Annotated in this window: 26 protein-coding genes; 15 read left to right on the top strand and 11 right to left on the bottom strand. The window is 71.6% G+C overall.

Features of this window, described 5'->3' with window-relative positions:
- Positions 1 to 105: 105 nt before the first annotated feature.
- The 4 genes from ACWEBX_RS10025 to ACWEBX_RS10010 are packed head-to-tail and all read right to left on the bottom strand — an operon-like array spanning position 106 to position 3,378.
- On the bottom strand, positions 106 to 1,128 hold the full coding sequence (locus ACWEBX_RS10025) for a hypothetical protein (RefSeq protein WP_451884417.1): 1,023 nt from the start codon (positions 1,126 to 1,128) through the stop codon (positions 106 to 108).
- Entirely contained in the window at positions 1,125 to 2,075 is a 951-nt protein-coding gene (locus tag ACWEBX_RS10020; RefSeq protein ID WP_451884416.1) for a hypothetical protein, read from the bottom strand. The genes ACWEBX_RS10025 and ACWEBX_RS10020 overlap by 4 nt, the downstream gene beginning before the upstream one ends.
- Positions 2,072 to 2,995, bottom strand: a complete 924-nt coding sequence (locus ACWEBX_RS10015; RefSeq protein WP_451884415.1) for an ATP-binding cassette domain-containing protein — start codon at positions 2,993 to 2,995, stop codon at positions 2,072 to 2,074. The genes ACWEBX_RS10020 and ACWEBX_RS10015 overlap by 4 nt, the downstream gene beginning before the upstream one ends.
- Complete coding sequence (locus ACWEBX_RS10010) at positions 2,992 to 3,378, bottom strand: GntR family transcriptional regulator (protein ID WP_451884432.1); 387 nt, start codon at positions 3,376 to 3,378, stop codon at positions 2,992 to 2,994. Before ACWEBX_RS10010 ends, ACWEBX_RS10015 begins: the two co-directional genes overlap by 4 nt.
- Positions 3,379 to 3,567: 189 nt before the next feature.
- Between ACWEBX_RS10010 and ACWEBX_RS10005 the strand changes: the two genes are divergently transcribed.
- The 5 genes from ACWEBX_RS10005 to ACWEBX_RS09985 are packed head-to-tail and all read left to right on the top strand — an operon-like array spanning position 3,568 to position 8,153.
- Positions 3,568 to 4,110 (top strand): RNA polymerase sigma factor, encoded by a 543-nt coding sequence (locus tag ACWEBX_RS10005; RefSeq protein ID WP_355759889.1) that lies wholly within the window; start codon positions 3,568 to 3,570, stop codon positions 4,108 to 4,110.
- Between the two features lie 50 nt (positions 4,111 to 4,160).
- Positions 4,161 to 5,018 carry a zf-HC2 domain-containing protein gene (locus ACWEBX_RS10000; protein ID WP_451884431.1) on the top strand — a complete coding sequence of 286 codons (858 nt, stop codon included), beginning with the start codon at positions 4,161 to 4,163 and terminating at the stop codon, positions 5,016 to 5,018.
- Entirely contained in the window at positions 5,015 to 5,875 is an 861-nt protein-coding gene (locus tag ACWEBX_RS09995; protein WP_451884414.1) for an ABC transporter ATP-binding protein, read from the top strand. Before ACWEBX_RS10000 ends, ACWEBX_RS09995 begins: the two co-directional genes overlap by 4 nt.
- Entirely contained in the window at positions 5,872 to 7,443 is a 1,572-nt protein-coding gene (locus ACWEBX_RS09990; protein WP_451884413.1) for an ABC transporter permease, read from the top strand. Before ACWEBX_RS09995 ends, ACWEBX_RS09990 begins: the two co-directional genes overlap by 4 nt.
- 8 nt (positions 7,444 to 7,451) lie before the next feature.
- Positions 7,452 to 8,153 (top strand): ABC transporter, encoded by a 702-nt coding sequence (locus ACWEBX_RS09985; protein WP_451884412.1) that lies wholly within the window; start codon positions 7,452 to 7,454, stop codon positions 8,151 to 8,153.
- 36 nt (positions 8,154 to 8,189) lie between these two features.
- Here the strand turns inward: ACWEBX_RS09985 and mshD are convergent, their stop codons facing one another.
- Entirely contained in the window at positions 8,190 to 9,116 is a 927-nt protein-coding gene (mshD, locus tag ACWEBX_RS09980) for a mycothiol synthase (RefSeq protein WP_451884411.1), read from the bottom strand.
- Between the two features lie 379 nt (positions 9,117 to 9,495).
- Here mshD and ACWEBX_RS09975 point away from each other — a divergent pair, with 379 nt between their 5' ends.
- Complete coding sequence (locus ACWEBX_RS09975) at positions 9,496 to 11,292, top strand: bifunctional metallophosphatase/5'-nucleotidase (RefSeq protein WP_451884410.1); 1,797 nt, start codon at positions 9,496 to 9,498, stop codon at positions 11,290 to 11,292.
- A 120-nt stretch (positions 11,293 to 11,412) separates the two neighbouring features.
- Here ACWEBX_RS09975 and ACWEBX_RS09970 read toward each other — a convergent pair whose 3' ends face one another.
- From ACWEBX_RS09970 to ACWEBX_RS09955, 4 genes are all read right to left on the bottom strand, one after another.
- A complete protein-coding gene (locus ACWEBX_RS09970) occupies positions 11,413 to 12,882 on the bottom strand; it encodes a sensor histidine kinase (protein WP_451884409.1) in 1,470 nt (489 codons plus the stop codon).
- Positions 12,882 to 13,613, bottom strand: coding sequence for a response regulator transcription factor (locus tag ACWEBX_RS09965; RefSeq protein WP_451884408.1), 732 nt, complete (start codon positions 13,611 to 13,613; stop codon positions 12,882 to 12,884). The genes ACWEBX_RS09970 and ACWEBX_RS09965 overlap by 1 nt, the downstream gene beginning before the upstream one ends.
- 79 nt (positions 13,614 to 13,692) lie before the next feature.
- Entirely contained in the window at positions 13,693 to 13,872 is a 180-nt protein-coding gene (locus ACWEBX_RS09960) for a hypothetical protein (RefSeq protein WP_451884407.1), read from the bottom strand.
- Between the two features lie 13 nt (positions 13,873 to 13,885).
- Positions 13,886 to 15,106, bottom strand: a complete 1,221-nt coding sequence (locus ACWEBX_RS09955) for a S1C family serine protease (protein ID WP_451884406.1) — start codon at positions 15,104 to 15,106, stop codon at positions 13,886 to 13,888.
- 471 nt (positions 15,107 to 15,577) lie between these two features.
- On the opposite strand from ACWEBX_RS09955, the gene ACWEBX_RS09950 reads away from it, so the two are divergent.
- Positions 15,578 to 17,335 (top strand): trypsin-like serine protease, encoded by a 1,758-nt coding sequence (locus ACWEBX_RS09950; protein WP_451884405.1) that lies wholly within the window; start codon positions 15,578 to 15,580, stop codon positions 17,333 to 17,335.
- A 170-nt stretch (positions 17,336 to 17,505) separates the two neighbouring features.
- Here ACWEBX_RS09950 and ACWEBX_RS09945 read toward each other — a convergent pair whose 3' ends face one another.
- Both ACWEBX_RS09945 and ACWEBX_RS09940 read right to left on the bottom strand, forming a co-directional pair.
- Positions 17,506 to 18,528 carry a LacI family DNA-binding transcriptional regulator gene (locus ACWEBX_RS09945; protein ID WP_384798536.1) on the bottom strand — a complete coding sequence of 341 codons (1,023 nt, stop codon included), beginning with the start codon at positions 18,526 to 18,528 and terminating at the stop codon, positions 17,506 to 17,508.
- Positions 18,529 to 18,551: 23 nt separating this feature from the next.
- Entirely contained in the window at positions 18,552 to 19,370 is an 819-nt protein-coding gene (locus ACWEBX_RS09940; RefSeq protein ID WP_451884404.1) for a winged helix-turn-helix transcriptional regulator, read from the bottom strand.
- 276 nt (positions 19,371 to 19,646) lie between these two features.
- Here ACWEBX_RS09940 and ACWEBX_RS09935 point away from each other — a divergent pair, with 276 nt between their 5' ends.
- The 8 genes from ACWEBX_RS09935 (at position 19,647) to ACWEBX_RS09900 (ending at position 25,085) form a co-directional block, all read left to right on the top strand.
- Positions 19,647 to 20,507, top strand: coding sequence for an alpha/beta fold hydrolase (locus ACWEBX_RS09935; protein WP_451884403.1), 861 nt, complete (start codon positions 19,647 to 19,649; stop codon positions 20,505 to 20,507).
- A gap of 66 nt (positions 20,508 to 20,573) precedes the next feature.
- On the top strand, positions 20,574 to 20,828 hold the full coding sequence (locus tag ACWEBX_RS09930; protein WP_451884402.1) for a MoaD/ThiS family protein: 255 nt from the start codon (positions 20,574 to 20,576) through the stop codon (positions 20,826 to 20,828).
- An 8-nt stretch (positions 20,829 to 20,836) separates the two neighbouring features.
- The gene (locus ACWEBX_RS09925; protein ID WP_451884401.1) at positions 20,837 to 22,012 is read left to right on the top strand and encodes a hypothetical protein; all 1,176 of its coding nucleotides are present in this window, start codon (positions 20,837 to 20,839) and stop codon (positions 22,010 to 22,012) included.
- 169 nt (positions 22,013 to 22,181) lie between these two features.
- Complete coding sequence (locus ACWEBX_RS09920; RefSeq protein ID WP_451884400.1) at positions 22,182 to 22,925, top strand: LmeA family phospholipid-binding protein; 744 nt, start codon at positions 22,182 to 22,184, stop codon at positions 22,923 to 22,925.
- A 343-nt stretch (positions 22,926 to 23,268) separates the two neighbouring features.
- Complete coding sequence (locus tag ACWEBX_RS09915) at positions 23,269 to 23,349, top strand: putative leader peptide (RefSeq protein WP_350310325.1); 81 nt, start codon at positions 23,269 to 23,271, stop codon at positions 23,347 to 23,349.
- 148 nt (positions 23,350 to 23,497) lie between these two features.
- Positions 23,498 to 24,343, top strand: coding sequence for a sulfurtransferase (locus ACWEBX_RS09910; protein ID WP_355759858.1), 846 nt, complete (start codon positions 23,498 to 23,500; stop codon positions 24,341 to 24,343).
- Positions 24,344 to 24,373: 30 nt separating this feature from the next.
- Complete coding sequence (locus ACWEBX_RS09905) at positions 24,374 to 24,661, top strand: DUF1416 domain-containing protein (RefSeq protein WP_054232391.1); 288 nt, start codon at positions 24,374 to 24,376, stop codon at positions 24,659 to 24,661.
- A gap of 160 nt (positions 24,662 to 24,821) precedes the next feature.
- Positions 24,822 to 25,085, top strand: a complete 264-nt coding sequence (locus tag ACWEBX_RS09900) for a DUF3099 domain-containing protein (protein ID WP_385399620.1) — start codon at positions 24,822 to 24,824, stop codon at positions 25,083 to 25,085.
- Positions 25,086 to 25,101: the final 16 nt, after the last annotated feature.

The raw sequence follows: 25,101 nt of genomic DNA, 5'->3' as shown, positions 1-25,101 counted from the left end.
CATGACGTGCGGGATATCTGGGGGAGGCTCCCGGACGTCTGCATGTCCGGGAGCCGTGTACACACCCGCCCGCGTCGTGTGCGCGTCCGCCGGTGCTACCGCCGGTTACGAATGCCGTCGGCGCAGCAGCGCGAAGGCCGCGGCGGCCGCGAGCCCCGCGACGGCCAGGAGCAGGCCGCTCTCCACGAGCTGGAGGGGCCAGAAATGGGACTCCGGCTGATAGGTCGTCCAGAAATCGGTCAGCCCCGTCCGCTTCATACACCGTCCGAGGGCGGCGGCGCTGTCGGTTCCGACGCAGGCCATGTTGTTGCTCAGCCGCTCGCCGGCGCCGGTGACGGCACCGTGTTCGAGGACCAGCGTGCCGTGCGGGAGCTGGAGTGCGGCCGGTCCGGTGGTCGTCTCGGCGGGCCACAGGCTCATCCGGAACCCGTCCAGCACCTCGTGCAGGACGTAGGCCGCGGCGAGGGCGGCCGCGGCGGCGGGCAGGGCCCTGCGCAGGACCAGGCCCGCGAGCGCCCCGAGGGCGAGCCCCGCGAGGGCGTACGCGACGGCCACCGGCCCGGAGGAGATGAAGACGTTCGTGTTGAACCAGCCGCCGGACAGGTGCCCGTTCCTGGCTCGGCGGGTCCAGTTGCCGAGCAGAACCGCCAGTGTGATGCCCGCCGTCAGCAGGACCGCCGGGACGGTGAGCCTGGTGGCGAGCCAGCGGGCCGGGGTGACGGACTGGGTCCACGCGAGCTGCGCGGTGCCGTTCTCCAGTTCGCGGGCGGTCAGCACGGCACCCGCCCAGACCGCGACCGCGTACATCAGATAGGTGACACAGACGGAGAGCATGAAGAGGGCGTAGTCGTAGATCTTGTCCGACGAGGTTTCCCGGACGATTCCGCAGTCCATCGGGAACGGGTCCGCCGCGTCGCAGCCGCCGACGGTCGCGCGGGTGTCGAGGCCGATGGCGTGCATCCAGATCAGGGCCGCCACGACGGTGAGCAGGGCGGCGCCCCAGGCGTACAGGGCCGTGCGGTGGAGGCGCAGCACGGTCCAGGTCAGGCCGGACGGGCGGTACGGGGACGGGCGGGGCGGTCGGTACGGGGCCGGGTCGGACGGGCGTCGGCCGGTCAGGGTGGTCATGAGGTCGACCTCTTCCGCAGGACGGCGAAGGCGGCGGCGACCAGGATCGCGGTGGCGGCGAGCATGGCGCCGGTCTCCAGGAGCTGGCGGGGCCAGTAGTCGGGGGAGGGGAGGTACTGGCGGGTGAAGCGGACGACGTCGTGCCGGGCGAGGCAGGCCTGGCTGTCGTAGCAGCCCGGGTCGGGGATCTCCGCGCCCGTGGAGGTGATCGCCCGGCTCCGGACGGACAGTTCGGGCTGCTGGTAACTGCCCTGGAAGGGCCAGGAGTTGGCGCGGAACATGATGACCGCGTACTGCGCGAGACCGGCGACCGCGAGGGCGGGCAGGGTGCGGCGCAGCGCGAGACCGGCGAAGGCGCCGACGGCCAGGCCGAGGAGCGGGGCGGCGACGGTGGCCGGGCCGATGGAGAAGTACAGGGCGCGTGGTCCGATGCCGGCCAGCAGGAGATTGCTGTGGGCCGACCACAGCATCCGGTACAGCACGACCAGAAGGCCCGTGCCGACGGTGACGAAGAGCGCGGGCACCGCCAGTTTGGCGGCGAGCCAGCGGGCCGGGGTGACGGACTGGGTCCAGGCCAGGCGTGCGGTGCCGTTCTCCAGTTCGCGGGCGGTCAGCGAGCCGGCCGCGAAGACGGCGACGGAGAAGGAGGCGATGCTCAGCAGGGAGGCCGGGTCCCGGAAGAGTTCGTTGTAGGTGCCCGACAGCGTGCCCCGGGCCCCGACCGTCCAGGCGTCCTCCTGCACGCCCGCGTAGCCGAACGTGTCGAGCAGAAGCTGGGTGTGGCCGGCGCCGGGGCCGTACAGCCACAGGAGCAGTCCGGCGGTGAGCACGACGAAGCCGGTCCAGATCCACAGTGCGGTGCGGTGCAGCCGCAGGACCGTCCAGACCAGGCCGCGCGGCGCGGGCAGGGTGCGGCGCGCGGGGGCCGTCGGGGCGATGGCGCTCATCGGGTCACCGCCACGGGGGCCGCGGTCGTGCCGGGGGTGAGCAGCGCGGGGGTCTCGGGGGACCGCAGATGGGCGAGGAGCAGCTCCTCCAGGGAGGGGCGCTCGGCCTGCCAGCGTTCGTCCACCGGTCCGTCGTTGCGTATCAGGGCGGTGAGGCCGCGGCCGGCGGGGCGGGACTCGACGACGAGGTGCGGGGCGAGGTCGGCGGGAGTGCCGCGTCCGGTGACCAGGGTGTGCGCGAGGAGCAGGTCGTCCAGGCCGCCGCCGAGCCGGATGCGTCCGCCGCCCAGGAGCAGCAGGTGGTCGCAGGCGTCGGCCAGTTCGGTGACGATGTGCGAGGACATCAGCACGGTGGTGCCGCGTTCGGCGGCGTCCGCCATGAGGGTGCCCAGCAGTTCGTGGCGGGCCAGCGGGTCCAGGTCGGCCATCGGTTCGTCCAGCAGCATCAGTTCGGGCCGCTTGCCCAGCGCGAGGGCCAGTGCCACGCGGGTCCGCTGGCCGCCGGACAGCGTCCGGACCTTGCTGCGCGGGTCGAGCGAGCCCTGCTCCACGATCGAGGCGGCGTGCGCGGCGTCCCAGCGGGCCGGGTTGAGCTCGGCGCCCAGGCGCAGCGTCTCGGCGATCGTGAGCTGGGGGTGCAGGGGCTTGTCCTGGGCGAGGTAGGCGATGCGCTCGCGGGCCTCGGCCGGTCCGGTGCCGAGCACGGTGACGGTGCCGGCGGCGGGGCGCAGCAGCCCGGCCAGGGTCGCCAGCAGCGTCGACTTGCCCGCGCCGTTGGGGCCGACGAGGGCGCTGACCCGCCCGGCCGGGAGGCGGAAGGAGCAGTCGTCCAGGGCCGCGGCGGCGCGCCTGCCGTGGCGCACGGTGAGACCGCGCGCCTCGACGGCGACGGTGGATCGGGTGGTGCTGGTGGAGCTCACTGGTCCCCCTTCGGGAAGTGTGTGTCCAGTACGGAGCCGAACAGCGCCGCCACGTCCTCGCGGTCGAGGCCGGCGGCCTGGGCGCTGCGGGCCCAGGCCTCCAGGTCCTCGTGCAGGGGCGAGTCCGCGGGGGCGGCGCCGAGCGTCCTGCGGACGAAGGTGCCGAGTCCGCGCCTGGCCTCGACCAGCCCCTCGCGCTCCAGTTCGCGGTAGGCCTTCAGGACGGTGTTCGGATTGATCGCGGTGGCTTCCACGACCTCGCGGGCCGTGGGGAGCTTGTCGCCCGGTTCGAGGAGACCGAGCCGGAGCGCCTGCTTCGTCTGCTGGACGATCTGGAGGTAGGTGGCGACGCCACTGCGCCGGTCGATGCGGTACACGACCACTCGGGCAACCACCCTTTCACTAATTGAGTAGTGAAAGGGTGGTGCAAGGTGGGGGCCGTCGTCAAGTTCCGGGCCCGCGGGGCGTGTCGCTCCGGCCGTGAATCAGGGTGTTCACCAGGCACGCGAAGGCTTTCGAAAATTTCCGGCCGATGCGTGAACCGATCGGCAGGGCTCATCCGATGAGGGGATGTGAGGGAAACGAGAAGCGACGGAGAGCTGCTGCGGGCCATCGCGGCGGACGGGGACCGTCGCGCCTTCGAAGAGCTGTACCGGCGGTACGCGCCATGGCTGACCGCGCGGCTGCGCGGCCGGTGCGCCGACGCCGGGATCGTCGACGACGTCGTCCAGGAGACCTTCCTCGCCGTGTGGCGCGGCACCGCCCGCTACCGCGAGGAGGGCGACCCGGCCGGCTGGCTGTGGCGCATCGGCTCCCGGCGCCTCGTCGACTCGATGCGCGGTGACGGCGCGCGCGGCCGGCTCCGCAACGCGCTGGCCCGCCTCCGGCACCGTGACGAGGTCTCCGCGGAGGAGCGCGTGCTGGCGGGTGTCGAACACGGCGACCTGGCGGGCGCGCTGACCAGGCTCTCGCCCGAACTCCGGGCCGTGCTCCAGGCCACCGTGATCGACGGACTCAGCACCAGGGAAGCGGCCGTCCTGCTCGGTATCCCGCCGGGCACGGTCAAGACGCGGGCACTGCGTGCGCGCAAGCAGTTGCGGGAGGCGTTGGCATGAGCGACGACCGTCACGGAAGCGATGGCATGGAGACGACCGGTGGCAGCCGTATGACCTGGCACGTGCCGGAGGACGACATCCGGGCCTATGCGCGCGGCGAGCTGGCGGCGCCCCGTCTGTGGTCCGCCGACACCCACCTCGCCGCGTGCGAGCGGTGCCGGGGGACGCTGGCCGCGATCAGCGACCCGGTCGCCCTGGACGCGGGTTGGGAGCGGCTCGACGCCGAACTCGACGCTCCGCGGCCGGGTCCGGTGGAGTGGCTGCTCGTCCGGCTCGGCGTCGCCGACCACACCGCACGGCTGCTGGCCGCCTCCCCCGCCCTGCGCCGCTCCTGGCTGGGCGCGATCGGTGCCCTCCTGGTCATGACCGTGGTCGCGGCCTACGCGGTGCGGGCAGGGGCCACGCCCACCCTCTTCCTGGCCCTCGCGCCACTGCTCCCGCTCGCCGGGGTCGCGGTGTCCTACGGCCCCGGGATCGACCCGACGTACGAGATGGCGGTGGTCGCACCGCTGCACGGCTTCCGGCTCCTGATGATCCGCACGGTCGCGGTCCTGACCGTGTGCCTGGGGTTCAGCGGCCTCGCCACCCTCGCCCTCCCCTCCTACGGACTGCACGCCCTGGCCTGGCTGCTGCCCGCCCTCGCCCTCACCGCGACCGGACTCGCGCTCACCTCCCGGCTCGGTCCCGTCCTCGCCCCCTGCCTGGTCGGCGGCGGCTGGGTCGCCCTGCTGCTCGCGGCCCGGGCGACCACGGAACCCGACACCACGCTCGCCCCGTTCACCGCGGCCGGGCAGGGCGTCTCCGGCGCCGTCGCGGCACTGGCCGCCGTACTCCTCTATCTCGCCCGGGACCGGTTCGACGCGTCGCGCCTCCCGTTCACCGACTTCACCGACAGGAACGCAGCATGATTCCCACTGTCTCCGCCTCCGGGCTGAGCCTCCGCTTCGGCGGGACGCTCGCGCTCGACGACGTCTCCCTGCGCCTCCGGGAAGGAGTCACCGGACTCCTCGGCCCCAACGGCGCCGGAAAGACCACCCTGTTGCGGGTGCTCGCCACCGCCGTGCCCGCCGACCGGGGCTCCTTCACCGTCCTCGGCCACGACCCGGCCGGCACCGCCGGACGCCTGGACGTGCGGCGCGCACTGGGCTACCTCCCGCAGACCCCCGGATTCCACCAGGACTTCTCGGCCTTCGAGTTCGTCGACTACGTGGCCATCCTCAAGGAGCTCACCGACCGCGGGGCCCGGCACCGAGAGGTCCGCCGCGTCCTGGACTCCGTCAGCCTGTCCGACGTGCGCGGCAAGCGCATCAAGCGGCTCTCCGGAGGTATGCGCCAACGGGTCGCGCTCGCCGCCGCCCTGGTCGGCGACCCCGGCTTCCTCGTCCTGGACGAACCGACCGTCGGGCTCGACCCCGAACAGCGCATGCGCTTCAGGGAACTGATCGCACAGGCGGGAGAGGGACGCACCGTCCTGCTCTCCACCCACCAGACCGAGGACGTCGCGATGCTCTGCCACCGCGTGATCGTCATGGACGCCGGCCGCATCCGCTTCGAGGGCACCCCCGCGGAGCTGACCGAGCGGGCGGCCGGCCGCGTGTGGAGCAGCACGGAGCGCGATCCCTCGGCCCTGGCCGGATGGCGTACCGGCACGGGCGCCTTCCGTAACGTCGGCGATCCGCCCGAGGGCGCCGACCTGCTCGAACCGACGCTGGAGGACGGCTACTTGCTCACGCTCGACGCCCGGACCGCGGAGGTGGCGGCATGAGCACCACCACGGACACGGTCACGCGGACGGCTCCCGCGGGGGTGGAGCCGCCTGCCCGGGGCCGGGAATCCAGGTCGGCCGCGGTCCTGGCCCTCGCACGCTTCGAAGCACGCGAACTGCTGCTGCAGATCCCGGTCCTGGTCTTCCTCGCCCTGTATGTCGGCTACACCGGCTGGAACCTGTTCTCCGGCCGTGAGGGCATGGACGACTTCCCGGTCCTCCAGGACGTCGACCGGTCCACCCAGTCGGCGCCCATGCTGCTGGCCATAGCCGTGTTCGTCTGCGTCAACCGCGCCGTGCTGCGGTCCCGCCGGCAGTCCACCGACCAGCACTTCGACATCCTGCCGATGGAGCACTGGCGGCGTACGGTGGCGCACGCGCTGTCCGTCCTGCCCCTGGGCGCGATCACGGCGTTCGTCGTCGGCTTCCAGTACACCTGGGCGGCGCTGAAGCCGGGCGCCGTCGGTCACGGTTCACTCGGCGAACTGGTCGTGGGCCCGCTGATGGTCCTGCTGGCCGGAGTCCTCGGTGTCCTGCTCGCCCGGGTGATACCGGTCGGGTTCCTCGCCCCGCCCTTCGTGATCGGCGCGTTCGTCCTCACCACTCTGGTCTCCTCGGCCACCCAGGGGAAGCACTGGGTGAGCTGGCTCGGACCGGTCGTCTCGGAAGAGGGCGCCGACCCCTTCCCCTCCGAACTGCTCGGCCGCCCGGCCGCCTGGCACGCGCTCTATCTGACGGGCCTCGTGGTCCTGCTGCTCTGCGTCGCCGTGCTGGTGAGCGGCGGCCGGACGAGGCTGGTCACGTCGGCGACCGCTCTCGCCCTCGCCGCGACCGCCGTCGGCGTGGCCGGACAGTCCCCGGGCGAGCCGGCCTCGCTGATCGCCGCCCGCACCAAGGCGTCCGTGAGCCCGCAGAAGGAACAGACCTGTGTACGGCACGGACGGTCCACGTATTGCGCCTTCCCGGAATGGAACGGCCGCATCACCGACTGGGCCGAGGCGGTCGACCGCATCCAGTCCCGCGCGGGCGGTTCCGCCGGAGGCGAGCGGCTGACCGTGCGCCAGCGGATCGACGCCCGCTACGGCCTTCAGGGCGATGCCGCGATTCCCCCCTCCACCACGCCCGGACATGTCACCGTCGGCACGAGCTGGGGCGGCAACCGCCTTCCCGAGTTCGCGGTCGGCGTCGCCTCGGTCCTGGTCGCCGGCAACGAGAAGACCGCCGGCGAGATGTGTGACGCCCGCGTGGTGACCATCGTGTGGCTGGCGCTGAGCACTCAGCCGGACCCGATGCAGTCGCTGCGCGATGTCCGCCTCGACGACAGCATCGAGGGCCCCGCCATCGCGCTGGCCCCCACGAGTCCCGTCTCCATGTCCGCGCAGCAGACCACCGTGGTGCGCGAGCTGCTTCAGAAGCCGCACTACAGCGTCGCCGCGAGGGTCAAGGCGCACTGGACGGAACTGACGAACGCGAAGACGCCCACGGCACGGGTGGCCGAGCTGCTCGGCGTACCGGCCGGAGGCAAGGGGACCCCGGCGGACTCGGGGAGCGGCTCGTGCGAGGAGTAGTGAAGACGATGACAGGAACTTCCGCCGACCACCTCACGAAGGCAGCCGGGCCTCCACCGGCGCACGTCGTGGCCCGCGCCCTGGTCCGCCCGGTGTGGCGCGGTCTGCCCCGGTGGGCCGTGATGACGGGCGCCGTCCTCGGGCTGATGCTGGCCGGCTCCTCCCGGACGGTCTCCGAGGAACCGGACCCGTGGCTGTGTCTCAGCCTGCTGCGGGCCGCCGCCCTCGCCTTCGGCCTGGGACTGGCGTTCCTGCTCGACGACCCTGCCCGGCACACCACGGCCACGGTGCCGACCGGACGCCCGGTGCGGACGGGGCTGCGGCTGGCGCTCGTCGTGCCGTTCATGGCGGTGTGCTGGACGGCCGCACTGTTCCTCATACCCGCCGAGGGACGGCCCCCGATGGGCGCGATCACCCTGGAAGCGGCCGCTGTCATGACCCTCGCGCTGACCTCCGCGCTCGTCGCCGTGCGGCATTCGGGGGCCACCGAACCGGGGATCGCGATATCCGCCGGACTGGTGGGCGCCTTCTTCGCCGCCGCGGTACTGCTTCCCGCGCGCTGGGAGCTCTTCGTCGGCCCGTCCGACCCGCACTGGGACGACGCGCACCGGAGATGGGCGGCCGTCCTGGTCGTGGCCGTGCTGGTGGGGGCCCGCTCCCTGGGCGAACCCTTGCGGCGACGCCGGACAACCGTCCTCGCCCGCCGCTGACTTCGGCCTCCGGAACGGCGCTCGCGCGCCGCGGGCTCAGGACTCCGTGCGGTACATGAGGTCCGTCTCGTGGGTGACGAAGCCGAGACGCTCGTAGACGCTGACCGCCGCCTTGTTGTCGGCGTCGACGTAGAGCATCGCGGTGGGCAGGGCCTGTGCGGCGAGGTGGCGCAGTCCGATCGTGGTCAGTGCCTTGCCGAGTCCGCCGCCCTGGGCGCCGGGCCGCACACCGAGGACGTACACCTCGCCCAGCCCCTCCTCGGCGTGGACCTTGGTCCAGTGGAAGCCGACGAGTTCGTCGCCGCGGAAGGCGAGGAAGAAGCCGGCGGGGTCGAACCACGGTTCGGCGGTCCGGTCGTCCAGGTCGCGCTGGGTGAGGGAGCCCTGCTCGGGGTGGTGGGCGAAGGAGGCGGCGTTCACGGCGAGCCAGGCGGCGTCGTCCTCGCCCGGTACGAAGCTCCGGACGGTGACACCCTCCGGCAGCTTCGGCTCGGGCAGGTCGAGGTTGTCCAACGAGCGGCGCATCTGGCGCAGTTCGCGGAAGAGGGTGAGGCCCAGGACCTGTGCGAGATGCCGGGCGGCGGAGTGACCGCCGTGCGCCCACACCCGCAGCCGTTTCCCGGACTCGTTGAGCATCGCCGAGCCCAGCGCCCGACCGTGCCCGTGCCCCCGGTGCGCCGGGTGGACGACCAGTTCGGCGGCCGGGGCCTCGACCGGGTCGGTGTCCTCGAGCTGTGCGTAGCCGACCAGTTCGGGGCCGACGGTCAGCAGCAGATGCCGGACGCCCTCGCGGCTCCCGCCCTTGAGCTGGAGCCGCCCCTGCTCGGACACGGCCTGCTGTCCATCGGCCCGAGCGGCCTCCGAGAGCAGCCGGAGCACGTCCTCGGCCTGGTCCGGGGAGAGCGCGGAGTAGGTCTCGATGGAGCGGGAGAGGGCGGAGGGCGCCGCGTCGTCGCTGGTCATGGATACGAGGGTACGGCTCGGCGATGAGGGGACAAGGAGTTGGGCGCCGCGGACACGGATCGTGGCGGGCGGCGGCCGGTCGGGGAGGGCGGACGGCGCGGGGGTGGCGGGTGTTGCGGTGAGCTGCGGTGACGTGGTTTTCGGCTTCCGGTGTGGTGATGGCAATCAGTCCGTAACCCCTAACCCCCTTTCGCGCTACGCGCGTTGATTCTAAAGTGCGTGCAAAGCCGCGACTGTTCATCAGCTCGCACACGGAACGCACGGCACCCGTGGCACGCACCATCCGCTCGGCTCACGCACGACGCACAGGGCACGCACCACCTGCTCGGCTCACGTATCGCACACCGTTTCGGCCTTTCACCGTTCTCCAGGGGGAACCATGCCGCCCACGATCCGGTCCAGACGCACTCATCGCCTTCTCGCGGCCGCCGCCGGTCTCGCCACCGTCGGGGCGCTGGCCGCCGCGATCCCGGCGAGTGCGCACCAGGACAAGGCGACACCGTCGCACCACCACGGCAGCGGCCGCTACCAGGACGTCCAGCTCCTGTCCTTCAACGACCTGCACGGCAATCTGGAGCCGCCGACCGGTTCCTCGGGCCGGGTCACCGAGCTGCAGGCGGACGGCACGACGAAGACCGTCGACGCGGGTGGTGTCGAGTACCTGGCCACGCATCTGCGCGACGCCCGCAAGGGCAACAAGTACTCGATCACGGCGGCCGCCGGTGACATGGTCGGCGCCTCCCCGCTGATCTCCGGTCTCTTCCACGACGAGCCGACGATCGAGGCGCTCAACGGCCTCGACCTCGACGTCACTTCGGTCGGCAACCACGAGTTCGACGAGGGCGCCAAGGAACTGGCCCGGCTCCAGAAGGGCGGCTGCCACCCGGTGGACGGCTGCTCCGGCGGCAAGAAGTTCACCGGCGCCGACTTCCCCTACCTCGCGGCGAACGTCACCGACGAGAAGACCGGCAAGCCGATCCTCAAGCCCTACTGGGTGTGGAAGAAGAACGGCGTCAAGGTCGGCTTCATCGGCGTCACGCTGGAGGGAACGCCGAACATCGTCTCGGCCGAGGGCGTCAAGGGCCTGAAGTTCGGCGACGAGGTCGAGACGATCAACAAGTACGCCAAGGAGCTCCAGCGCCAGGGTGTGAAGTCGATCGTCGCGCTGATCCACGAGGGCGGTTCGCCCGCTTCGACGGCGTACAACTACGACTGCGACAGCCCCGGCGCCGGTGACGGCATCTCCGGGCCGATCGTCGACATCGCGAAGAACGTCACGCCGGCCGTGGACGCGCTGATCACCGGCCACACCCACCAGGCGTACGCGTGCACCATCCCCGACCCGGCGGGGCAGCCCCGCATGGTCACCTCGGCCTCCTCCTTCGGCCGGCTGTACACGGACACGACGCTGACGTACGACCGCCGGACCGGCGACATCGCCCGTACGGCGGTGAAGTCCGCGAACCACGTGGTCACGCGTGATGTCGCGAAGGCCGCCGACATGACGACGCTGATCACCAAGTGGAAGGCGCTCTCCGCGCCGGTCGCCTCGCGTCCCCTCGGCTACATCGCGGGCGACATCGGCAACACCGGCACCGAGTCCCAGGCCGGCGACCTGATCGCCGACGCGCAGCTCGCGTACGCCAAGTCCGTCGACCCCGAGGCCGACCTCGCGGTGATGAACCCGGGCGGTATCCGCGCCGGACTCACCTACACCGCGAGCAGCGGTGAGGGAGACGGCGTGGTGACCTATGGGGAGGCGTACACGGTCCAGCCGTTCGCCAACACCGTCAACCTGGTCGACCTGACCGGCGCGCAGGTGGTCACCGCGCTCCAGCAGCAGGTCAGCGGCGCCAACGAGGCCTCCCCGAAGATCCTCCAGATCTCCAAGGGCCTCACCTACACCCTCGACCTGACCAAGACCGGCGCGGCGCGTGTCGTCGCCGACTCGGTCAAGCTCAACGGCACCGCGATCGACCCGGCCGCCACCTACCGCGTCGCGATGAACTCCTTCCTCGCGGGCGGCGGCGACGGCTTCGCCGAGCTCGGCAAGGGCGGCAACGTCCGTGTCGGTGGCGACGACCTGGCGGCCCTCGGCGCCTACCTGACGGCCAACTCCTCGGCCGCGACGCCGTACCCGGTCCCGACGGCGGACCGGATCACGGTTCTGAAGTAGCCGGAAGCACCGACCGGTCCGGCGGCCGTCCGCCGGACCGGCCCGGTCCCGGCACGGCACGGCATGCGAGAGAGCCCCCACCCGAGGCCGGGTGGGGGCTCTCTCGCGTCAGGGAGCAGGTCAGAGGGTGTCGGGCGGGGCCGTCGGTGCTCCCGGAAGCCGGACGGCCGCGATCGTGCCGCCGCCCTCCGCGGGGCTCAGCTTCACCTCGCCGCCACACTGCTGGACCGTGCGGGCCACGATGGACAGGCCTAGACCCGAGCCGGGAAGGGCCCGTGCGTCCGGGGAACGCCAGAAGCGGTCGAAGACGTGCGGGAGTTCGTCACCGGGGATGCCGGGGCCGTGGTCGCGCACGGTCAGCTCGCCGTCCTTCAGCCGGACGTCGATCGTGCCGCCCGCGGGGCTGAACTTCACCGCGTTGTCGAGGATGTTCACGATGGCCCGCTCCAGGGCGGAGGGCTCCGCCCGGACGAACCAGGGCTCCAGCTCGGCGGTGATCGTCAGCTCCGGGCCGCGCAGCCGGGCCCTGCGCAGGGCCGCTTCCGCGGTGTCCTGGAGGGACACCACCTCCACCCGGTCGGCCGTGTGTCCCGCGTCCGACCGGGAGAGCGTCTGCAGGTCGCCGATCAGCGCCGCCAGCTCGGTCATCTGCGCCGTCACGGAGGCGAGCAGCGCCTTGCGGTCCGCCGGGGGGATCGGGCGGCCGATCTCCTCGCTCCGGGTGAGGAGTTCGATGTTCGTCCGCAGGGAGGTGAGCGGTGTCCGCAGCTCGTGCCCGGCGTCCGCGATGAGCTGCTGCTGGACCTCGCGTGAGCTCGCGAGGGAGGCGGTCATCGAGTTGAAGGAACGGGAGAGCCGGGCGATCTCGTCGTCGCTCTCCTCGTCGACGGGGATGCGGATGGTGAGGTCCTCGGTGCGGGCGACGTGTTCCACGGCCTCGGTGAGTTCGTCGACCGGGCGCAGCCCGGCCCGCGCGACCCAGAGTCCGGCTGCTCCGGCGCCCACCACTCCGATGCCGCCGACGAGCAGGAGGACGAGGGCCAGTTCGTTGAGGGTGGCGTTGGTGCCCTTGAGGGGGACGGCGTACATGGTCGCGGCGTCCTTGATGAGCGTCGTCGTCCCGTCCGGATTGGCGATGGTCAGCGGGGCCGTGAGCACCCGCACCGGATTGCCCTTGGTGTCGGTGCCGTCGCGGAAGGTGCCGTGGCCCTGGACCGGGTTCTTGGCGAGTGCAGTGTCCCCCCCGGCGATCTCGATCTTGCCGGGCGAGGTGGAGGCGACACAGACCTGGCCGTCCGCCGTGACCACCTGGAGGTAGGACTCGAACTGGGCCCGGAAGCCTCCGGCGTCAGGCGGTGTCTGGCCGGACGGGGCGTTCGGGGTGCTGGTGCAGTTCTGGATGGTGTTGGCGATGTTCCTGCCCTGGGGGCGGGCCGCCGAGGACTGCAACTGGTTGTTCAGCTCGTCGTACAACTTCCCCTGGACGATGAACCAGCACGTCACCGAGACCGCCGCCACCGCGAACGCCACCGCGGCCGCCACCAGAAGGGCCAGCCGCGAGCGCAGCGGCAGCGTTTTGAAGCGTCGCATCACTCCGCGCCACCGGACCGCAGCACGTACCCCACGCCCCGCACCGTGTGGACCAGGCGCGGTTCGCCGCCGGCCTCCGTCTTGCGGCGCAGGTACATGACGTAGACGTCGAGGGAGTTCGACGACGGTTCGAAGTCGAAGCCCCAGACGGCCTTCAGGATCTGCTCGCGGGTGAGGACCTGGCGCGGGTGGGCCAGGAACATCTCCAGCAGGGTGAACTCGGTGCGGGTCAGCTCCACCGGGCGTCCCGCACGGGTGACCTCGCGCGTCGACAGGTCCATGCGCAGGTCGCCGAAGGTCAGCGCGTCGTCCTCGACGACCGCGCCCGCGGCTGCCGCGTACGAGCTGCGCCGCAGCAACGCGCGGATGCGGGCGAAGAGTTCGTCGAGCTCGAAGGGCTTGACGAGGTAGTCGTCCGCTCCGGCGTCCAGTCCGGTGACGCGGTCGCCGACCGTGTCACGGGCCGTCAGCATGAGGATGGGCGTGGTGGTGCCCGCGCCGCGCATCCGGCGGGCCGCGGTGAGGCCGTCCATGCGCGGCATCTGGATGTCGAGGACGACCAGGTCGGGCTGGTAGGCCGTCGCCTTCTCCAGGGCGTCCGCGCCGTCGACCGCGACCTCGGTGTCGTATCCCTCGAAGGCGAGGCTGCGCTTGAGTGCGTCGCGCACGGCCGGCTCGTCGTCGACGATCAGGATGCGCTGGGTGTCACGGTCGCCTTCGGCGGAGGTCATGGGCGTCGGGTTCCTCGGGTGGTATGAGTGGTGATCCGGTGCTTTCAGCCTTGCACGTTCCCGGCCGTGCCGGAATGGATCAGCTTCGTACGGTGCGGCGGCGGGCGGAGGTCCGGCCCCGGGCGGGCCGGGACACGGCGGGGGCCAGTTCGGGTGCACGCCGGACGGACGGGTGCAGTTCGCGGGCGACCGCCAGGGCGAGGCCGAGTGCGGCCGCGTCCCCCGCCGCGGCGGTGTGCTGGACACTCTTGATCATCATGGCGACCTCCGGGCTAGCTGTCGGAACCGCCGGCCCGCAGGGTGGCGAGGTCGGCCTTGACGGTGTTGATCGGGATGGCGAAGCCGAGGCCGACGCTGCCCGCGCTCGACGAGGAGGACGAGGAGTCCGAAGCGGCCGAGTACATCGCGGAGTTGATGCCGACGATGTTGCCGTTCATGTCGATGAGGGCGCCGCCGGAGTTGCCCGGGTTGAGCGAGGCGTCGGTCTGCAGCGCCTTGTACGTCGTCGTGGAGGAGCCGGTGTCGCCGTTGAACTGCCGGCCGCCGAACTCGAACGGCCACTGCCCGTTGCCGCTGCCGTCCTGCTGTTGCTGCTGGCTCTGGCTCTCGTCGGTGGAGACGGTCACGTCGCGGTCGAGGGCGGAGACGATGCCGCTGGTGACGGTGCCGGTCAGGCCCTCGGGGGAGCCGATCGCGACGACCTGGTCGCCGACCTGGACGCCGTCGGAGTTGCCGAGCGTCGCGGGCTTCAGGCCGGAGGGCGCGTTGTCCAGCTTGATCAGCGCGAGGTCCTTCTTGCTGTCGGTGCCGACGACCTTCGCGGTGTACGACTTGCCGTTGCTGAGCTGCACCTTGATCTCGGAGGCGCCCGAGACGACGTGGTTGTTGGTGATGATCTCGCCGCCGGTCGTGATGATCACGCCCGAGCCGGTGGACGAGCCCGCGTTCGAGGTCGCGCCGATCTCGACGATGCTCGGGCTGACCGCCTTGGCTACGCCGGAGACCGTGCCGCGCTGGCTGGTGGGCACCACGTTGGCGCTGGTGGTGCTGGAGGTGGCGACGGTGTCGTTGCCGGTCAGCTCCTGGAAGGCGTACGCGGTGCCGCCGCCGATCGCCGCGGCGACGATCGCCACGGCGGCGAGCAGGGCGAACGGACCCTTGGCGCGCCGCTTGCCGGCCGGGCTCGCGGGAGGCTGGGTGTGGCCGGGGGCCACGGTGGCGAACGCGGCGGTCGTGCCGGCGGGGTCGTGCTCGGGATAGCCGGCGTACGGGCCGGCGGCGTGGCCCCCGTCGCCGCCGCCGTGGCCGGAGCCGGAGCCCGGCCACACCGTGGTGCCCGGCTCGACATGGACCGGCCCGGCAGGGTCGTACGCCGGGGGCGGAGGCCACTCGGGGTTCACGGGGGAGGAGGAATGCGACTGCTGCTCCGGGTACGCGGACCCGTGGTGGTCGCCCTGGGGGTACTCGCCGCTACGGCGGAAGCTCTCGGTCATGGAAACGAGACTGTCCCCCGATGATGAGAGCTCCCTGAGTGGCCCCTGAGAAGCCCGACAGAACCTCGTATGCCCGATATAAAGACGCTTTCTGCGAGCTGCCTGAGAGACCCCTGCGGGCGTCGTGAGAACGGTCTGTGCGTGCTCGACGGGTGCCTCCGCCGGGTCAGTGCCGCGCTTCCGGCGTGTACCCGGCCGTGCACCGTGTGTGGTTCCGTCGCCCTCCGGCAAACGGCGGGTTGCGCACCGGTGATGTCCCGGAACGCCGGGGACGAACACTTCTCCGACCCCTGTGAAGGCCGTGTGCCGAGAGATCGGTGAGGCCTACGATTCCCGGGCCGGAGGGGGGCTCCGCGGTTACGCCCGATGTCGATGCAAGCGATTGCCGTCGACGGTCGGGCCGGTGCGTCGTACGCCCTCCTCGGGCCTCTGACGAGAACACGGCACACGCACCCACACCAGGAGTCCTTAGTGATACCTGCCCTGCGCGACCGCTGGAGACGCCCCGCCACGGCGTTGCCGACGGCCGCTCTCGCACTGGCGCTGACCTGCGCCGGCGCCCTCGCGGCACAGCCCGCCTCCGCGGCCGGTGACCCGGCCGGACTGCCCGACGCGAGCGTCGCCCAGTCCACCGCGGCGCCCGCGCCGACCGCCTCCGACAAGGAGCTGCGCCACCGCGTGGTCGAGGCGGCCAAGACCCAGGCGACCCCCGGCACGGCGCCCAAGAAGACGCCGTTCATCATCGGCGGCAGCGAGACGACGATCTCCTCCGCGCCGTGGATGGTCCAGCTCTCCTACTACGACAGCGCGGCCGGGACCGGCTACTTCTGTGGCGGCACCCTCGTCGCCCCGAACAAGGTCCTGACGGCGGCCCACTGCGTCGCGGGTCTGGACTGGGCGGACAACGGCGCGGTCGTCGCCGGTGCCACCGGCCTGCTGGACACCACCAACGGCACCGTCGCGGGCGTCTACCGCCAGTGGAACCACCCGCACTTCGACAGCTCGACCCTCCAGAACGACGTCGCGGTTCTCACCCTGGACCGTCCGCTGGAGCAGCAGTGGGCGAAGCTGGTGTCCGCGGGCGACAGCGCCTCCTACCAGGCCGGCAACAACGCCACCGTCTACGGCTGGGGCCTGACCTCGGGCGCCGCGGACGCCGACCTGTCGGCGAACCTGCGCAAGGTCAGCCTGCCGCTGGTGAAGGACGCGACCTGCAACAGCGCGATGAACACCGTCCTCGGCGAGGACGACTTCGTCGAAGGCTCGATGTTCTGCGCTGGCACCCCGGCGACCGGCGTCGACGAGGGCACCAAGAGCCCGTGCAACGGTGACTCCGGCGGCCCGGTGATGTTCGGCGGCAAGATCATCGGCATCGTCTCGTGGGGTGTCTCGGGGTGCACCGCCAAGGGTGCCTACCCGGTGTTCACCAAGGTGTCCTCGTACACCTGGGCGGCCCAGCCGCGCATCGACGACGCCGACCTGACGTTCGACGGCCGCGCCGACCTGCTGGAGCGCACGCCTTCCGGCGGTCTGTTCGAGCAGGACAGCAAGGGCACCTCGCTCGCCGCGCGCGCCTACCAGGGCAACGGCTGGCAGAACGCGAGCTGGGTCCTCCAGGCCGATCTGGACCGGGACTTCTACCAGGACCTGATCATGCGGGACAAGGGCGACGGCAAGCTCTACCGCAGCTACATGAACCACAGCTCGGGCGAGTTCGAGTGGATGCAGATCAGCTCGGTGTGGGGCGGCTACAAGTCGTACGCCGTCCCCGGCGACCTGACCGGTGACGCGCGCCCCGACCTGGTCGCGGTGGACGCGGACGGTTCGGTCTACCTCTACCCGGGCAAGGGCACCGGCCAGTTCTACGGCCGCGTCAAGATCGTCGACAGGGCGTGGAAGAACGTCAAGATCTTCGGTCACGGCGACCTGTCCGGCGACGGCCGCGCCGACCTGCTGGTCCGCAACAGCTCGGGCGTCCTGTACCTCTACCGGGGCACGCAGGTCGAGAAGACCCCGTTCTCGGCGCGCATCCAGGCCCGTACGGGCTGGAACTTCACCTCGAACGTGGCCAACGGCGACGTGACCGGTGACGGTGTCGCGGACGTCATCGCCCGCGACTCGGGCGGCACGCTCTGGCTCTACCCGGGCACCGGCAAGGCCTCCAGCAGCCTCTTCGGCACCCGCAAGAGCCTCGGGACCGGCTTCAACCAGTACAACCTGCTGTTCTAGGGCCTGAAGGCCTGAAGGCCTGAGGCCCTCTCGGTCCTCCCGGCCCGTGTCGGCACACAGAGATCCCCGCGTCCCTCAGGGCGCGGGGATCTTCGTCGTCCGGGTGGAAGGCGCGTGGGGCGGGCGGGCCGCCGGAGCGCGGCGGCCGGTCGCGGCCGCCGAGGGGCGGGCTACTCGCAGCCGCAGGACTGCCGTAGGACCAGGCGCGAGGGGAACAGCTTCAGCCGCTCGCGGCGGGAGCCGGGCACCCGCAGCCCGTCGTCCAGGACGAGGTCCACGGCCGCACGGGCCATCGCCGAGCGGTCCGATGCGATCGTTGTCAGAGGAGGGTCGGTCAGGCCCGCTTCCTTGACGTCGTCGAACCCGGCGACCGCGAGCTGTCCCGGCACGTCGATGCGCAGCTCGCGCGCGGCGCGCAGGACACCGATCGCCTGGTCGTCCGTGGAGCAGAAGATGGCCGGCGGCCGATGCGGTCCGGCGAGCAGTTCGAGGCCGACCTTGTAGGCGTCGTAGCGGTTGTACGGGGCCTCGAAGAGGCGTCCCTCGGTCGGCTTGCCGGCCTCCTGCATGGCGCGCCGCCAGCCCTCGACGTGGTCGGAGACGGGGTCGCCGACGGCGGGCGTCTCGGCCGTACCGCCGAGACAGGCAACGTACTCGTAGCCGTGCTCCAGGAGGTGCCGGGTGGCGAGCTGGGCGCCCCCTATGTCGTCGGTGACGACGGCGACGTCGTCGATCGCCTCGGGGCGCTCGTGCAGCAGCACCACGCGGGCGTCCCAGGCGTCGATCTCGGCGGCCGCGTGGTCGTTCAGCGCGTGGCTGACGAGGATCAGTCCGGAGACCCGCATGCCGAGGAAGGCCCGCAGATAGTGGACCTCGCGCTCGGCGATGTAGTCGGAGTTGCCGACCAGGACCATTTTCCCGCGCTCGGCGGCGGCCTGTTCGACGGCGTGCGCCATCTCCCCGAAGAAGGGCTGGCGCGCGTCCGGCACGATCAGGCCTATGAGCTCCGTCCGCCGCGAGGCCATGGCCTGGGCGACCCGGTCGGGCCGGTACCCAAGCTCCTTGATCGCGGCGAGAACGCGCTCGCGCGTGGCCGGGGCAACCGGCCGGGGTCCGTTGTTGATGACATAACTGACGACGGCGGTGGAAGTACCCGCCAGTCGCGCCACATCATCCCTAGTCACCTTGGCCACGCGCGGAGTCTACGCGGATGGACCTACCTCTGGGCAGGGCGTACGGCGGCTTCTTGGGGCTGCGCGGAGGCCTGCGTGGGAGCGGTCCCGTCCGGGCGCGCCGTCTCGTCCGCATCATCCGGCTTTGGCTGGGCCGCCTTGGCCTTCGCGGTGTCCGCGGCGCGCTCCACCTTCTCCGGAGTAACGAATCGATAACCGACGTTCCGGACGGTTCCGATCAGCGACTCGTGCTCGGGCCCGAGCTTCGCGCGCAGACGCCGTACATGGACGTCGACCGTGCGCGTACCGCCGAAGTAGTCGTAGCCCCAGACCTCCTGGAGGAGCTGGGCGCGGGTGAAGACGCGGCCCGGGTGCTGCGCGAGGTACTTCAGGAGTTCGAACTCCTTGAAGGTGAGGTCGAGGACCCGGCCCTTGAGCTTGGCGCTGTAGGTCGCCTCGTCCACGGAGAGATCGCCGTTGCGGATCTCCATCGGGGAGTCGTCGTTGACGATCTGCTGGCGGCCCATCGCGAGCCGCAGGCGCGCCTCGACCTCGGCGGGGCCCGCCGTGTCGAGCAGGACGTCGTCGATGCCCCAGTCGGCGGTGACGGCCGCCAGGCCGCCCTCGGTCACGACGAGGACGAGCGGACAGCCGGGTCCCGTGGAGCGCAGCAACTGGCACAGGCTGCGGACCTGGGGGAGGTCGCGTCGTCCGTCGATCAGGATCACGTCGGCACCGGGGGTGTCGACGAGGGCCGGGCCTTCCGCCGGAGCCACGCGCACGTTGTGCAGCAGCAGGCCGAGAGCGGGAAGCACCTCCGTCGACGGCTGAAGGGCGTTGGTCAGGAGCAGGAGAGAGCTCATCGAGCCTCACCCACTCGGGTCGTCCTGCCTTCGTGCACGGTTCGCTCGCCCATAACGTCTGGTTCCTCCTCGGTCCCTGCGAGGACGTTTGCGGCACTGCCCTGTACATACGGCTCCCGCGCCTCCGGGATCCGCCGTGCCTTCGCGGCCCGTACACCTGCGGTTTCCCGCTTCGTATACAACGCTTCTGAAAGCACAAAAGGACCCGGGGGCTACTCTGCCCGAGTCCTCATGCCCAGCAGAATAGCCCACATGAGCCCAGGTCCGGCAGGTCACATGACGCGTTCGTTCAAGAGTCCACGCCTTGAGACGGTTCCGCGCACCCCTCTGCGGAGGTTTCTGCGTACGGCCGACGGGGTGGACATCGACGCGGCCTACGACCCCGGAACGGAGTCGTCCGGTGACCTTGCGTTCATCGTCGCACACGGATTCACAGGCGATCTGGACCGTCCGCACGTTCGCCGGGCGGCCGGCGTCCTCGCCGGCGGCGGGGCGGTGGTCACCTTCTCCTTCCGCGGCCACGGCGGATCGGGCGGCCGTTCCACCGTCGGTGACCGCGAGGTCCTCGATCTGGCGGCGGCCGTCGCCTGGGCGCGTGAACTCGGGCACACCAGGATCGTGACGGTCGGCTTCTCGATGGGCGGCTCGGTGGTGCTGCGGCACGCGGCGCTCTACGGGGAGAACGGTCCCGGGGCCGCGGGTGGCGGACCGGCGGCGGCGCGGGAGCGCGAGGGGCGCGCGGAGGCACGTACGGACGCGGTCGTGTCGGTGAGCGCGCCGGCCCGCTGGTACTACCGCGGTACGGCCCCCATGCGGCGGGTGCACTGGCTGGTGACCCGTCCGGAGGGCCGGATCGTGGGCCGGGTCGGTCTGCGGACCCGAATCCACCACCGTGACTGGGATCCGGTGCCGGCGTCCCCGGTCGAGTGCGTCCCGCTCATCGCGCCGACCCCGCTCCTCATCGTCCACGGCGACCGGGACGGCTACTTCCCGGTCGACCACCCGCGCATGCTGGCCGAGGCCTCCGCCGGGCACGCCGAACTGTGGCTGGAGCACGGCATGGGTCACGCCGAGAACGCCGCCCCCGACGACCTCCTGACCCGCATCCGCGACTGGTCCGCGGCGCACGCGGGCTAGCCTGGCGGGGTTCACGCAAACAGGTGCGCGGACACCACACACCAGATCGCTTGATTGAGGAACGAGATGGCAAAGGGCACGGTGCGTTACTGGGCCGCCGCCAAGGCCGCGGCAGGCGTCGGCGACGAGCCGTACGACGCCGGCACGCTCGCCGAGGCACTCGACGCGGCCCGCGAACGGCACCCCGGCGCATTCGTCCACGTCCTGCGCCGATGCTCGTTCCTGATCGACGGTGATCCCGTGGGGACCCGCGGGCATGAGACGGTACGGCTGGCCGAGGGCGGCACGGTCGAGGTGCTCCCGCCGTTCGCAGGAGGGTGAGCGAGACGATGAGCAACCAGCCGTACGAGGGTCGCCGCGAGGCGTACGACCCCTATCAGCAAGCACAGCAGCACCAGTCCCAGGAGCCCCAGCAGCACGCCGACTGGCCGCAGCACACCCAGCAGTGGGAGGGGCGGACCTGGGAGACGCAGGCGCAGGCGCCGGTCCAGGAGGCCGACACCTCGTACCCGCCCCCGCAGGGGTACCAGGGCTACGGCGAGCCCCAGGGGTACGGCGGCGTCGCGGGCGCGACCCTGCCGCCCGAGGCCCCGGCGCAGCCGTGGAACCCGGCCCACGCGCCGGCCGCCGGCGGCCCGGGAGACCCCTCCCGCCCCGGCGGGACCCCGCGTGACGGCGGCACCTCGCCCGGGAGCGCGAGCGAGACCGACGTCGCCTACGGGCCCGCCACGGTCACCGGCCAGAGCCGGATCACCGACGCGCAGCGTGCCCGCGCCGAGGGACGGTCGCCGATCATCGAGCCCGGGATCCAGCCGGCCGCGCTGACCGCGCTGCTCGCGCTGCTGCTCTCCGGGACGGCGGTGATCGGGGAGTACGCGCTCGTCGTACCGCTCGTCCTGCTCCAGGCCGTCACCGCGGCGGGCTGGTTCCGGCTGAACGGGATGTGGCCCGCCCGGCAGGGCATCGCGCTGGCGTTCCTGGGCGCGGTGGCCGCCGACGTGGCGCTGCTCGCCGCCGGCCGGGAGAACGCGCCCGCCGCGATCCTCGGCACCCTCGGCGTATGGGTCCTGCTGACCCTCGTGCTCCAGCTCCGCAGCCACGCCGATCCGGACACCCGCATGTACGGCCTGATGGCGACCGTCGTCTCCGCGGCGCTGGCGATCATCGCGGCCGGTCATCTGGCGGCCGAGCCGGACGCCGTCACGGTGGGCGCGGCCGCGGTCGCCGCGGCGATCCTGGCCCGCGCGCTGCCGCTGCCCACGGCGGCCTCCGTGGTCGTCGCGCTGCTGGCCGCCACCGGCGCCGGCATCGCGGTCGGCGGGATGACGGACCTGGGCACGCACGGCGCCTTCCTCGGCCTCGGCGCGGGTGTCTGCGCGCTGATCGGCCACCGGGTGGCGAGCTACGACTACCCCTCTCGCTTCGTCCACTTCACCGCGGGCGTGGCGCTGCCGCTGGCCGCCGCCGCTCCGGCGGTCTACCTGCTGGGCCGCGCTCTGGGCTGACCCGCCCGCCGGGCGGTCGGTCGCGGTCCTCGGGCCGCGCCGATTCGTCACAGGTGATCGACAACTACCTTGAAGGGCCCCCGATTCGGGGGCCCTTCGGGGTTAGGCTCGCGTTCGGTGGCCACTCGGCCGTCCAGACGGGGCCGTCCCAGGTAGGGGAACAACGAGCATGCGCGCACTGCGAATAACCGTGGTTCTGTTGGTCGTTCTCGGCGGACTGTTCGTACTCGCCGACCGGGTGGCGGTCTGGTTCGCGGAGGACGAGGCGGCAGGCCGGATCAAGAGCAGCGAGGGCCTCGCGTCCACCCCCGACGTGTCCATCGGGGGCTTTCCGTTCCTCACCCAGGTCGCCTCGGGCGAACTCGACGACGTGAAGGTCGGCATCAAGGACTACGAGGCGTCGACGGGCGGCACGGGCTCCTCCGCGGGCACGATCCGCATCGACGACCTCAACGCCGAGATGCACGGCGTCGCCTTCAGCGGCGACTACAGTTCCGCGACCGCCGGCAGCGCCACCGGCACCGCGTCGATCTCGTACGCCGAGCTGCTGAAGGCCGCCAAGCCCGAGCCCCTGGACGTCGGGTTCGGCATCAAGACCCAGGTCACGGGCCTCTCCGACGGCGGCAACGGCAAGGTCAAGGTCGCCGTCGCGGTGACCGTCCCCGGCTCCAAGGCGTCCAAGACGCTCTCGGTGCTCAGCTCCGTGTCCGTCTCCGGCGACACCGTGAAGGTGCACGCCGATTCCCTGCCCAAGCTGGGTGTCCAGCTCGCCGAGGGCCGGATCCGCTCGATCACCGACTTCGAGCAGAAGATCGAGCAACTGCCCGGCGGGATCAAGCTCGACAAGGTCGAGGCGGCCCACGACGGCGTCGAGATCTCGGTGAAGGGTTCGGACGTCCGGCTGGTCGGGTAGAAGGCCGGACCGGAGGCGGGTGGAAGCCTGGCCTGAGGCGGGTGGGAGGCCGGCCTGAGACGGGCGGGAGGCCCGGCCGGAGGCGGGCGGGAGGCCCGACCGGAGGACGGCCGGAAGGGGCGACCGGACCGGTGGCGGGGCCCATCGGAAGGGGTCGTTGTCCGAAAGGCGAGACGACCCCGTCCGTACCGCAGATGGGCGGCCGGTACGGGGCCCGCGGAGCCCTCCGGAATCCGTGCGGGACGGGCTCCGAGGGCATGTTCGTATCAGAGTGCGGACGATCGTGTCTCAGCATCCGACACGCCGGTGACATGCCCGCCTGTCCGTCCCTACGATCGGACCCATGAAGCGACAGGCGGACCTCACGAAGCGGCGGGCAGTAGACCTGTGCCGCGTCGCCGCCATGCTCTGTCGCACCTTCTGAGCGGAAGCGTTCCCGTCTTCCGCGAGCCGGGCCCCTGGACCTCTCTTGTCCGGGCCACCATTGCGCCGCGCAGCCCTCACCGGCATGCAGCACCGCGCAGCCTCTCCATCGCACCACCCCGCCGCAACTGCCCCGGAGGAGAACGAGCATGAGCCGCAGCGACGTCCTGGTAGACGCCGATTGGGTCCAGGACCACCTGGACGACCCGAACGTGGCGGTCGTCGAGGTCGACGAGGACACGTCGGCGTACGAGAAGAACCACATCAAGAACGCCATCCGGATCGACTGGACCAAGGACCTCCAGGACCCGGTACGCCGTGACTTCATCGACCAGGAGGGCTTCGAGAAGCTCCTCTCGGCCAAGGGCATCGGCAACGACACGCTGGTCGTCCTCTACGGCGGCAACAACAACTGGTTCGCGTCCTACGCCTACTGGTACTTCAAGCTCTACGGCCACGAGAACGTGAAGCTCCTCGACGGCGGCCGCAAGAAGTGGGAGCTCGACTCCCGCGACCTGGTCGACGGCTCGCAGGTTCCCGACCGCGCCGCCACCGCGTACAAGGCCAAGGCCCAGAACACCGCCATCCGCGCCTTCCGTGACGACGTCGTCGCCGCGATCGGCTCGCAGAACCTGGTCGACGTCCGGTCGCCCGACGAGTTCAGCGGCAAGCTGCTCGCCCCGGCGCACCTGCCGCAGGAGCAGTCGCAGCGTCCGGGCCACGTCCCGAGCGCCCGCAACATCCCGTGGTCGAAGAACGCCAACGACGACGGCACCTTCAAGTCGGACGACGAGCTCAAGGAGCTCTACGCCGCCGAGCAGGTCGACCTCGCCAAGGACACGATCGCCTACTGCCGCATCGGTGAGCGTTCCGCGCTCACCTGGTTCGTGCTGCACGAGCTCCTCGGTGTGCAGAACGTCAAGAACTACGACGGCTCGTGGACCGAGTACGGCTCCCTCGTCGGCGTGCCGATCGAGCTCGGCGCCAACAAGTAACCCCCAAGGCCTGAAGGACGGAATCGAAATATGTGTGGAGCGAAGGCCGGCGGCCCCGACGCCTCGACGATCAAGCCCGGTGAGACCACGATCCAGGGTCAGGTGACCCGCGACGGCGAGCCGGTGACGGGCTACGTCCGTCTGCTGGACTCGACCGGCGAGTTCACGGCGGAGGTCCCCACCTCCGCGACGGGCCAGTTCCGCTTCTACGCGGCCGAGGGCACCTGGACCGTCCGCGCGCTGGTGCCCGGTGGCACCGCAGACCGCACGGTCGTCGCCCAGACGGGCGGCCTCGCCGAGGTCGCGATCGCCGTCTGAACGGCGGACCGCCGTCGATGACGGCAGTCGACTGAACGGCCGAAGGGCCGCACCCCCGGGGGTTGGACGCTTACCGGATCGGGGTGCGGCCCTTCGGCTTGCCCGCTCCCCGGCCTGCCGGCACTGCGCCGGACGGGTTGTCCGGGCCTACGCTGGTGGTATGTACGCGCGCAGGCGTCACCTGTACTTCGCCATGATGGGGACGTGCATCGTGCTGTTCGTCCTCGCCTGGGCGGTCGTACGGCTGTGGTCGGTTCCCGCGGCCGTCGCCATGTGCGTGGTGGCCATGCTGATTCCGCCGGTGGCCGCGATGGTGGCCAACCGGCGGGGGCCCGAGGACCGATGGTGGGACGACCCGTCCGGGGACCCGAAGTCCGACGAGTGGTGGGACGAGCTGGACGGCAAGAAGCGTCGGCAGCCGTGAACCGACGGCAGCCATA

Source organism: Streptomyces sp. NPDC005070, assembly GCF_053600395.1.
The sequence above is the reverse complement of the archived record's forward strand: the minus strand, read 5'-3'. Positions and strand labels throughout refer to the sequence as shown.

What these genes read in the sequence shown, in the direction of transcription:
- ACWEBX_RS10020 (WP_451884416.1), bottom strand. Translation starts at nt 2,075, where the DNA reads ATGAGCGCCATCGCCCCGACGGCCCCCGCGCGCCGCACCCTGCCCGCG.
- ACWEBX_RS09915 (WP_350310325.1), top strand. Translation starts at nt 23,269, where the DNA reads ATGAAGCGACAGGCGGACCTCACGAAGCGGCGGGCAGTAGACCTGTGC.
- ACWEBX_RS09995 (WP_451884414.1), top strand. Translation starts at nt 5,015, where the DNA reads ATGATTCCCACTGTCTCCGCCTCCGGGCTGAGCCTCCGCTTCGGCGGG.
- ACWEBX_RS09955 (WP_451884406.1), bottom strand. Translation starts at nt 15,106, where the DNA reads ATGACCGAGAGCTTCCGCCGTAGCGGCGAGTACCCCCAGGGCGACCAC.
- ACWEBX_RS09935 (WP_451884403.1), top strand. Translation starts at nt 19,647, where the DNA reads ATGACGCGTTCGTTCAAGAGTCCACGCCTTGAGACGGTTCCGCGCACC.
- ACWEBX_RS10025 (WP_451884417.1), bottom strand. Translation starts at nt 1,128, where the DNA reads ATGACCACCCTGACCGGCCGACGCCCGTCCGACCCGGCCCCGTACCGA.
- ACWEBX_RS09970 (WP_451884409.1), bottom strand. Translation starts at nt 12,882, where the DNA reads ATGCGACGCTTCAAAACGCTGCCGCTGCGCTCGCGGCTGGCCCTTCTG.
- ACWEBX_RS09905 (WP_054232391.1), top strand. Translation starts at nt 24,374, where the DNA reads ATGTGTGGAGCGAAGGCCGGCGGCCCCGACGCCTCGACGATCAAGCCC.
- ACWEBX_RS09965 (WP_451884408.1), bottom strand. Translation starts at nt 13,613, where the DNA reads ATGACCTCCGCCGAAGGCGACCGTGACACCCAGCGCATCCTGATCGTC.
- ACWEBX_RS09920 (WP_451884400.1), top strand. Translation starts at nt 22,182, where the DNA reads ATGCGCGCACTGCGAATAACCGTGGTTCTGTTGGTCGTTCTCGGCGGA.
- ACWEBX_RS09940 (WP_451884404.1), bottom strand. Translation starts at nt 19,370, where the DNA reads ATGAGCTCTCTCCTGCTCCTGACCAACGCCCTTCAGCCGTCGACGGAG.
- ACWEBX_RS09975 (WP_451884410.1), top strand. Translation starts at nt 9,496, where the DNA reads ATGCCGCCCACGATCCGGTCCAGACGCACTCATCGCCTTCTCGCGGCC.
- ACWEBX_RS09910 (WP_355759858.1), top strand. Translation starts at nt 23,498, where the DNA reads ATGAGCCGCAGCGACGTCCTGGTAGACGCCGATTGGGTCCAGGACCAC.
- ACWEBX_RS09960 (WP_451884407.1), bottom strand. Translation starts at nt 13,872, where the DNA reads ATGATGATCAAGAGTGTCCAGCACACCGCCGCGGCGGGGGACGCGGCC.
- ACWEBX_RS09990 (WP_451884413.1), top strand. Translation starts at nt 5,872, where the DNA reads ATGAGCACCACCACGGACACGGTCACGCGGACGGCTCCCGCGGGGGTG.
- ACWEBX_RS09900 (WP_385399620.1), top strand. Translation starts at nt 24,822, where the DNA reads ATGTACGCGCGCAGGCGTCACCTGTACTTCGCCATGATGGGGACGTGC.
- mshD (WP_451884411.1), bottom strand. Translation starts at nt 9,116, where the DNA reads ATGACCAGCGACGACGCGGCGCCCTCCGCCCTCTCCCGCTCCATCGAG.
- ACWEBX_RS09925 (WP_451884401.1), top strand. Translation starts at nt 20,837, where the DNA reads ATGAGCAACCAGCCGTACGAGGGTCGCCGCGAGGCGTACGACCCCTAT.
- ACWEBX_RS09985 (WP_451884412.1), top strand. Translation starts at nt 7,452, where the DNA reads ATGACAGGAACTTCCGCCGACCACCTCACGAAGGCAGCCGGGCCTCCA.
- ACWEBX_RS09930 (WP_451884402.1), top strand. Translation starts at nt 20,574, where the DNA reads ATGGCAAAGGGCACGGTGCGTTACTGGGCCGCCGCCAAGGCCGCGGCA.
- ACWEBX_RS10000 (WP_451884431.1), top strand. Translation starts at nt 4,161, where the DNA reads ATGACCTGGCACGTGCCGGAGGACGACATCCGGGCCTATGCGCGCGGC.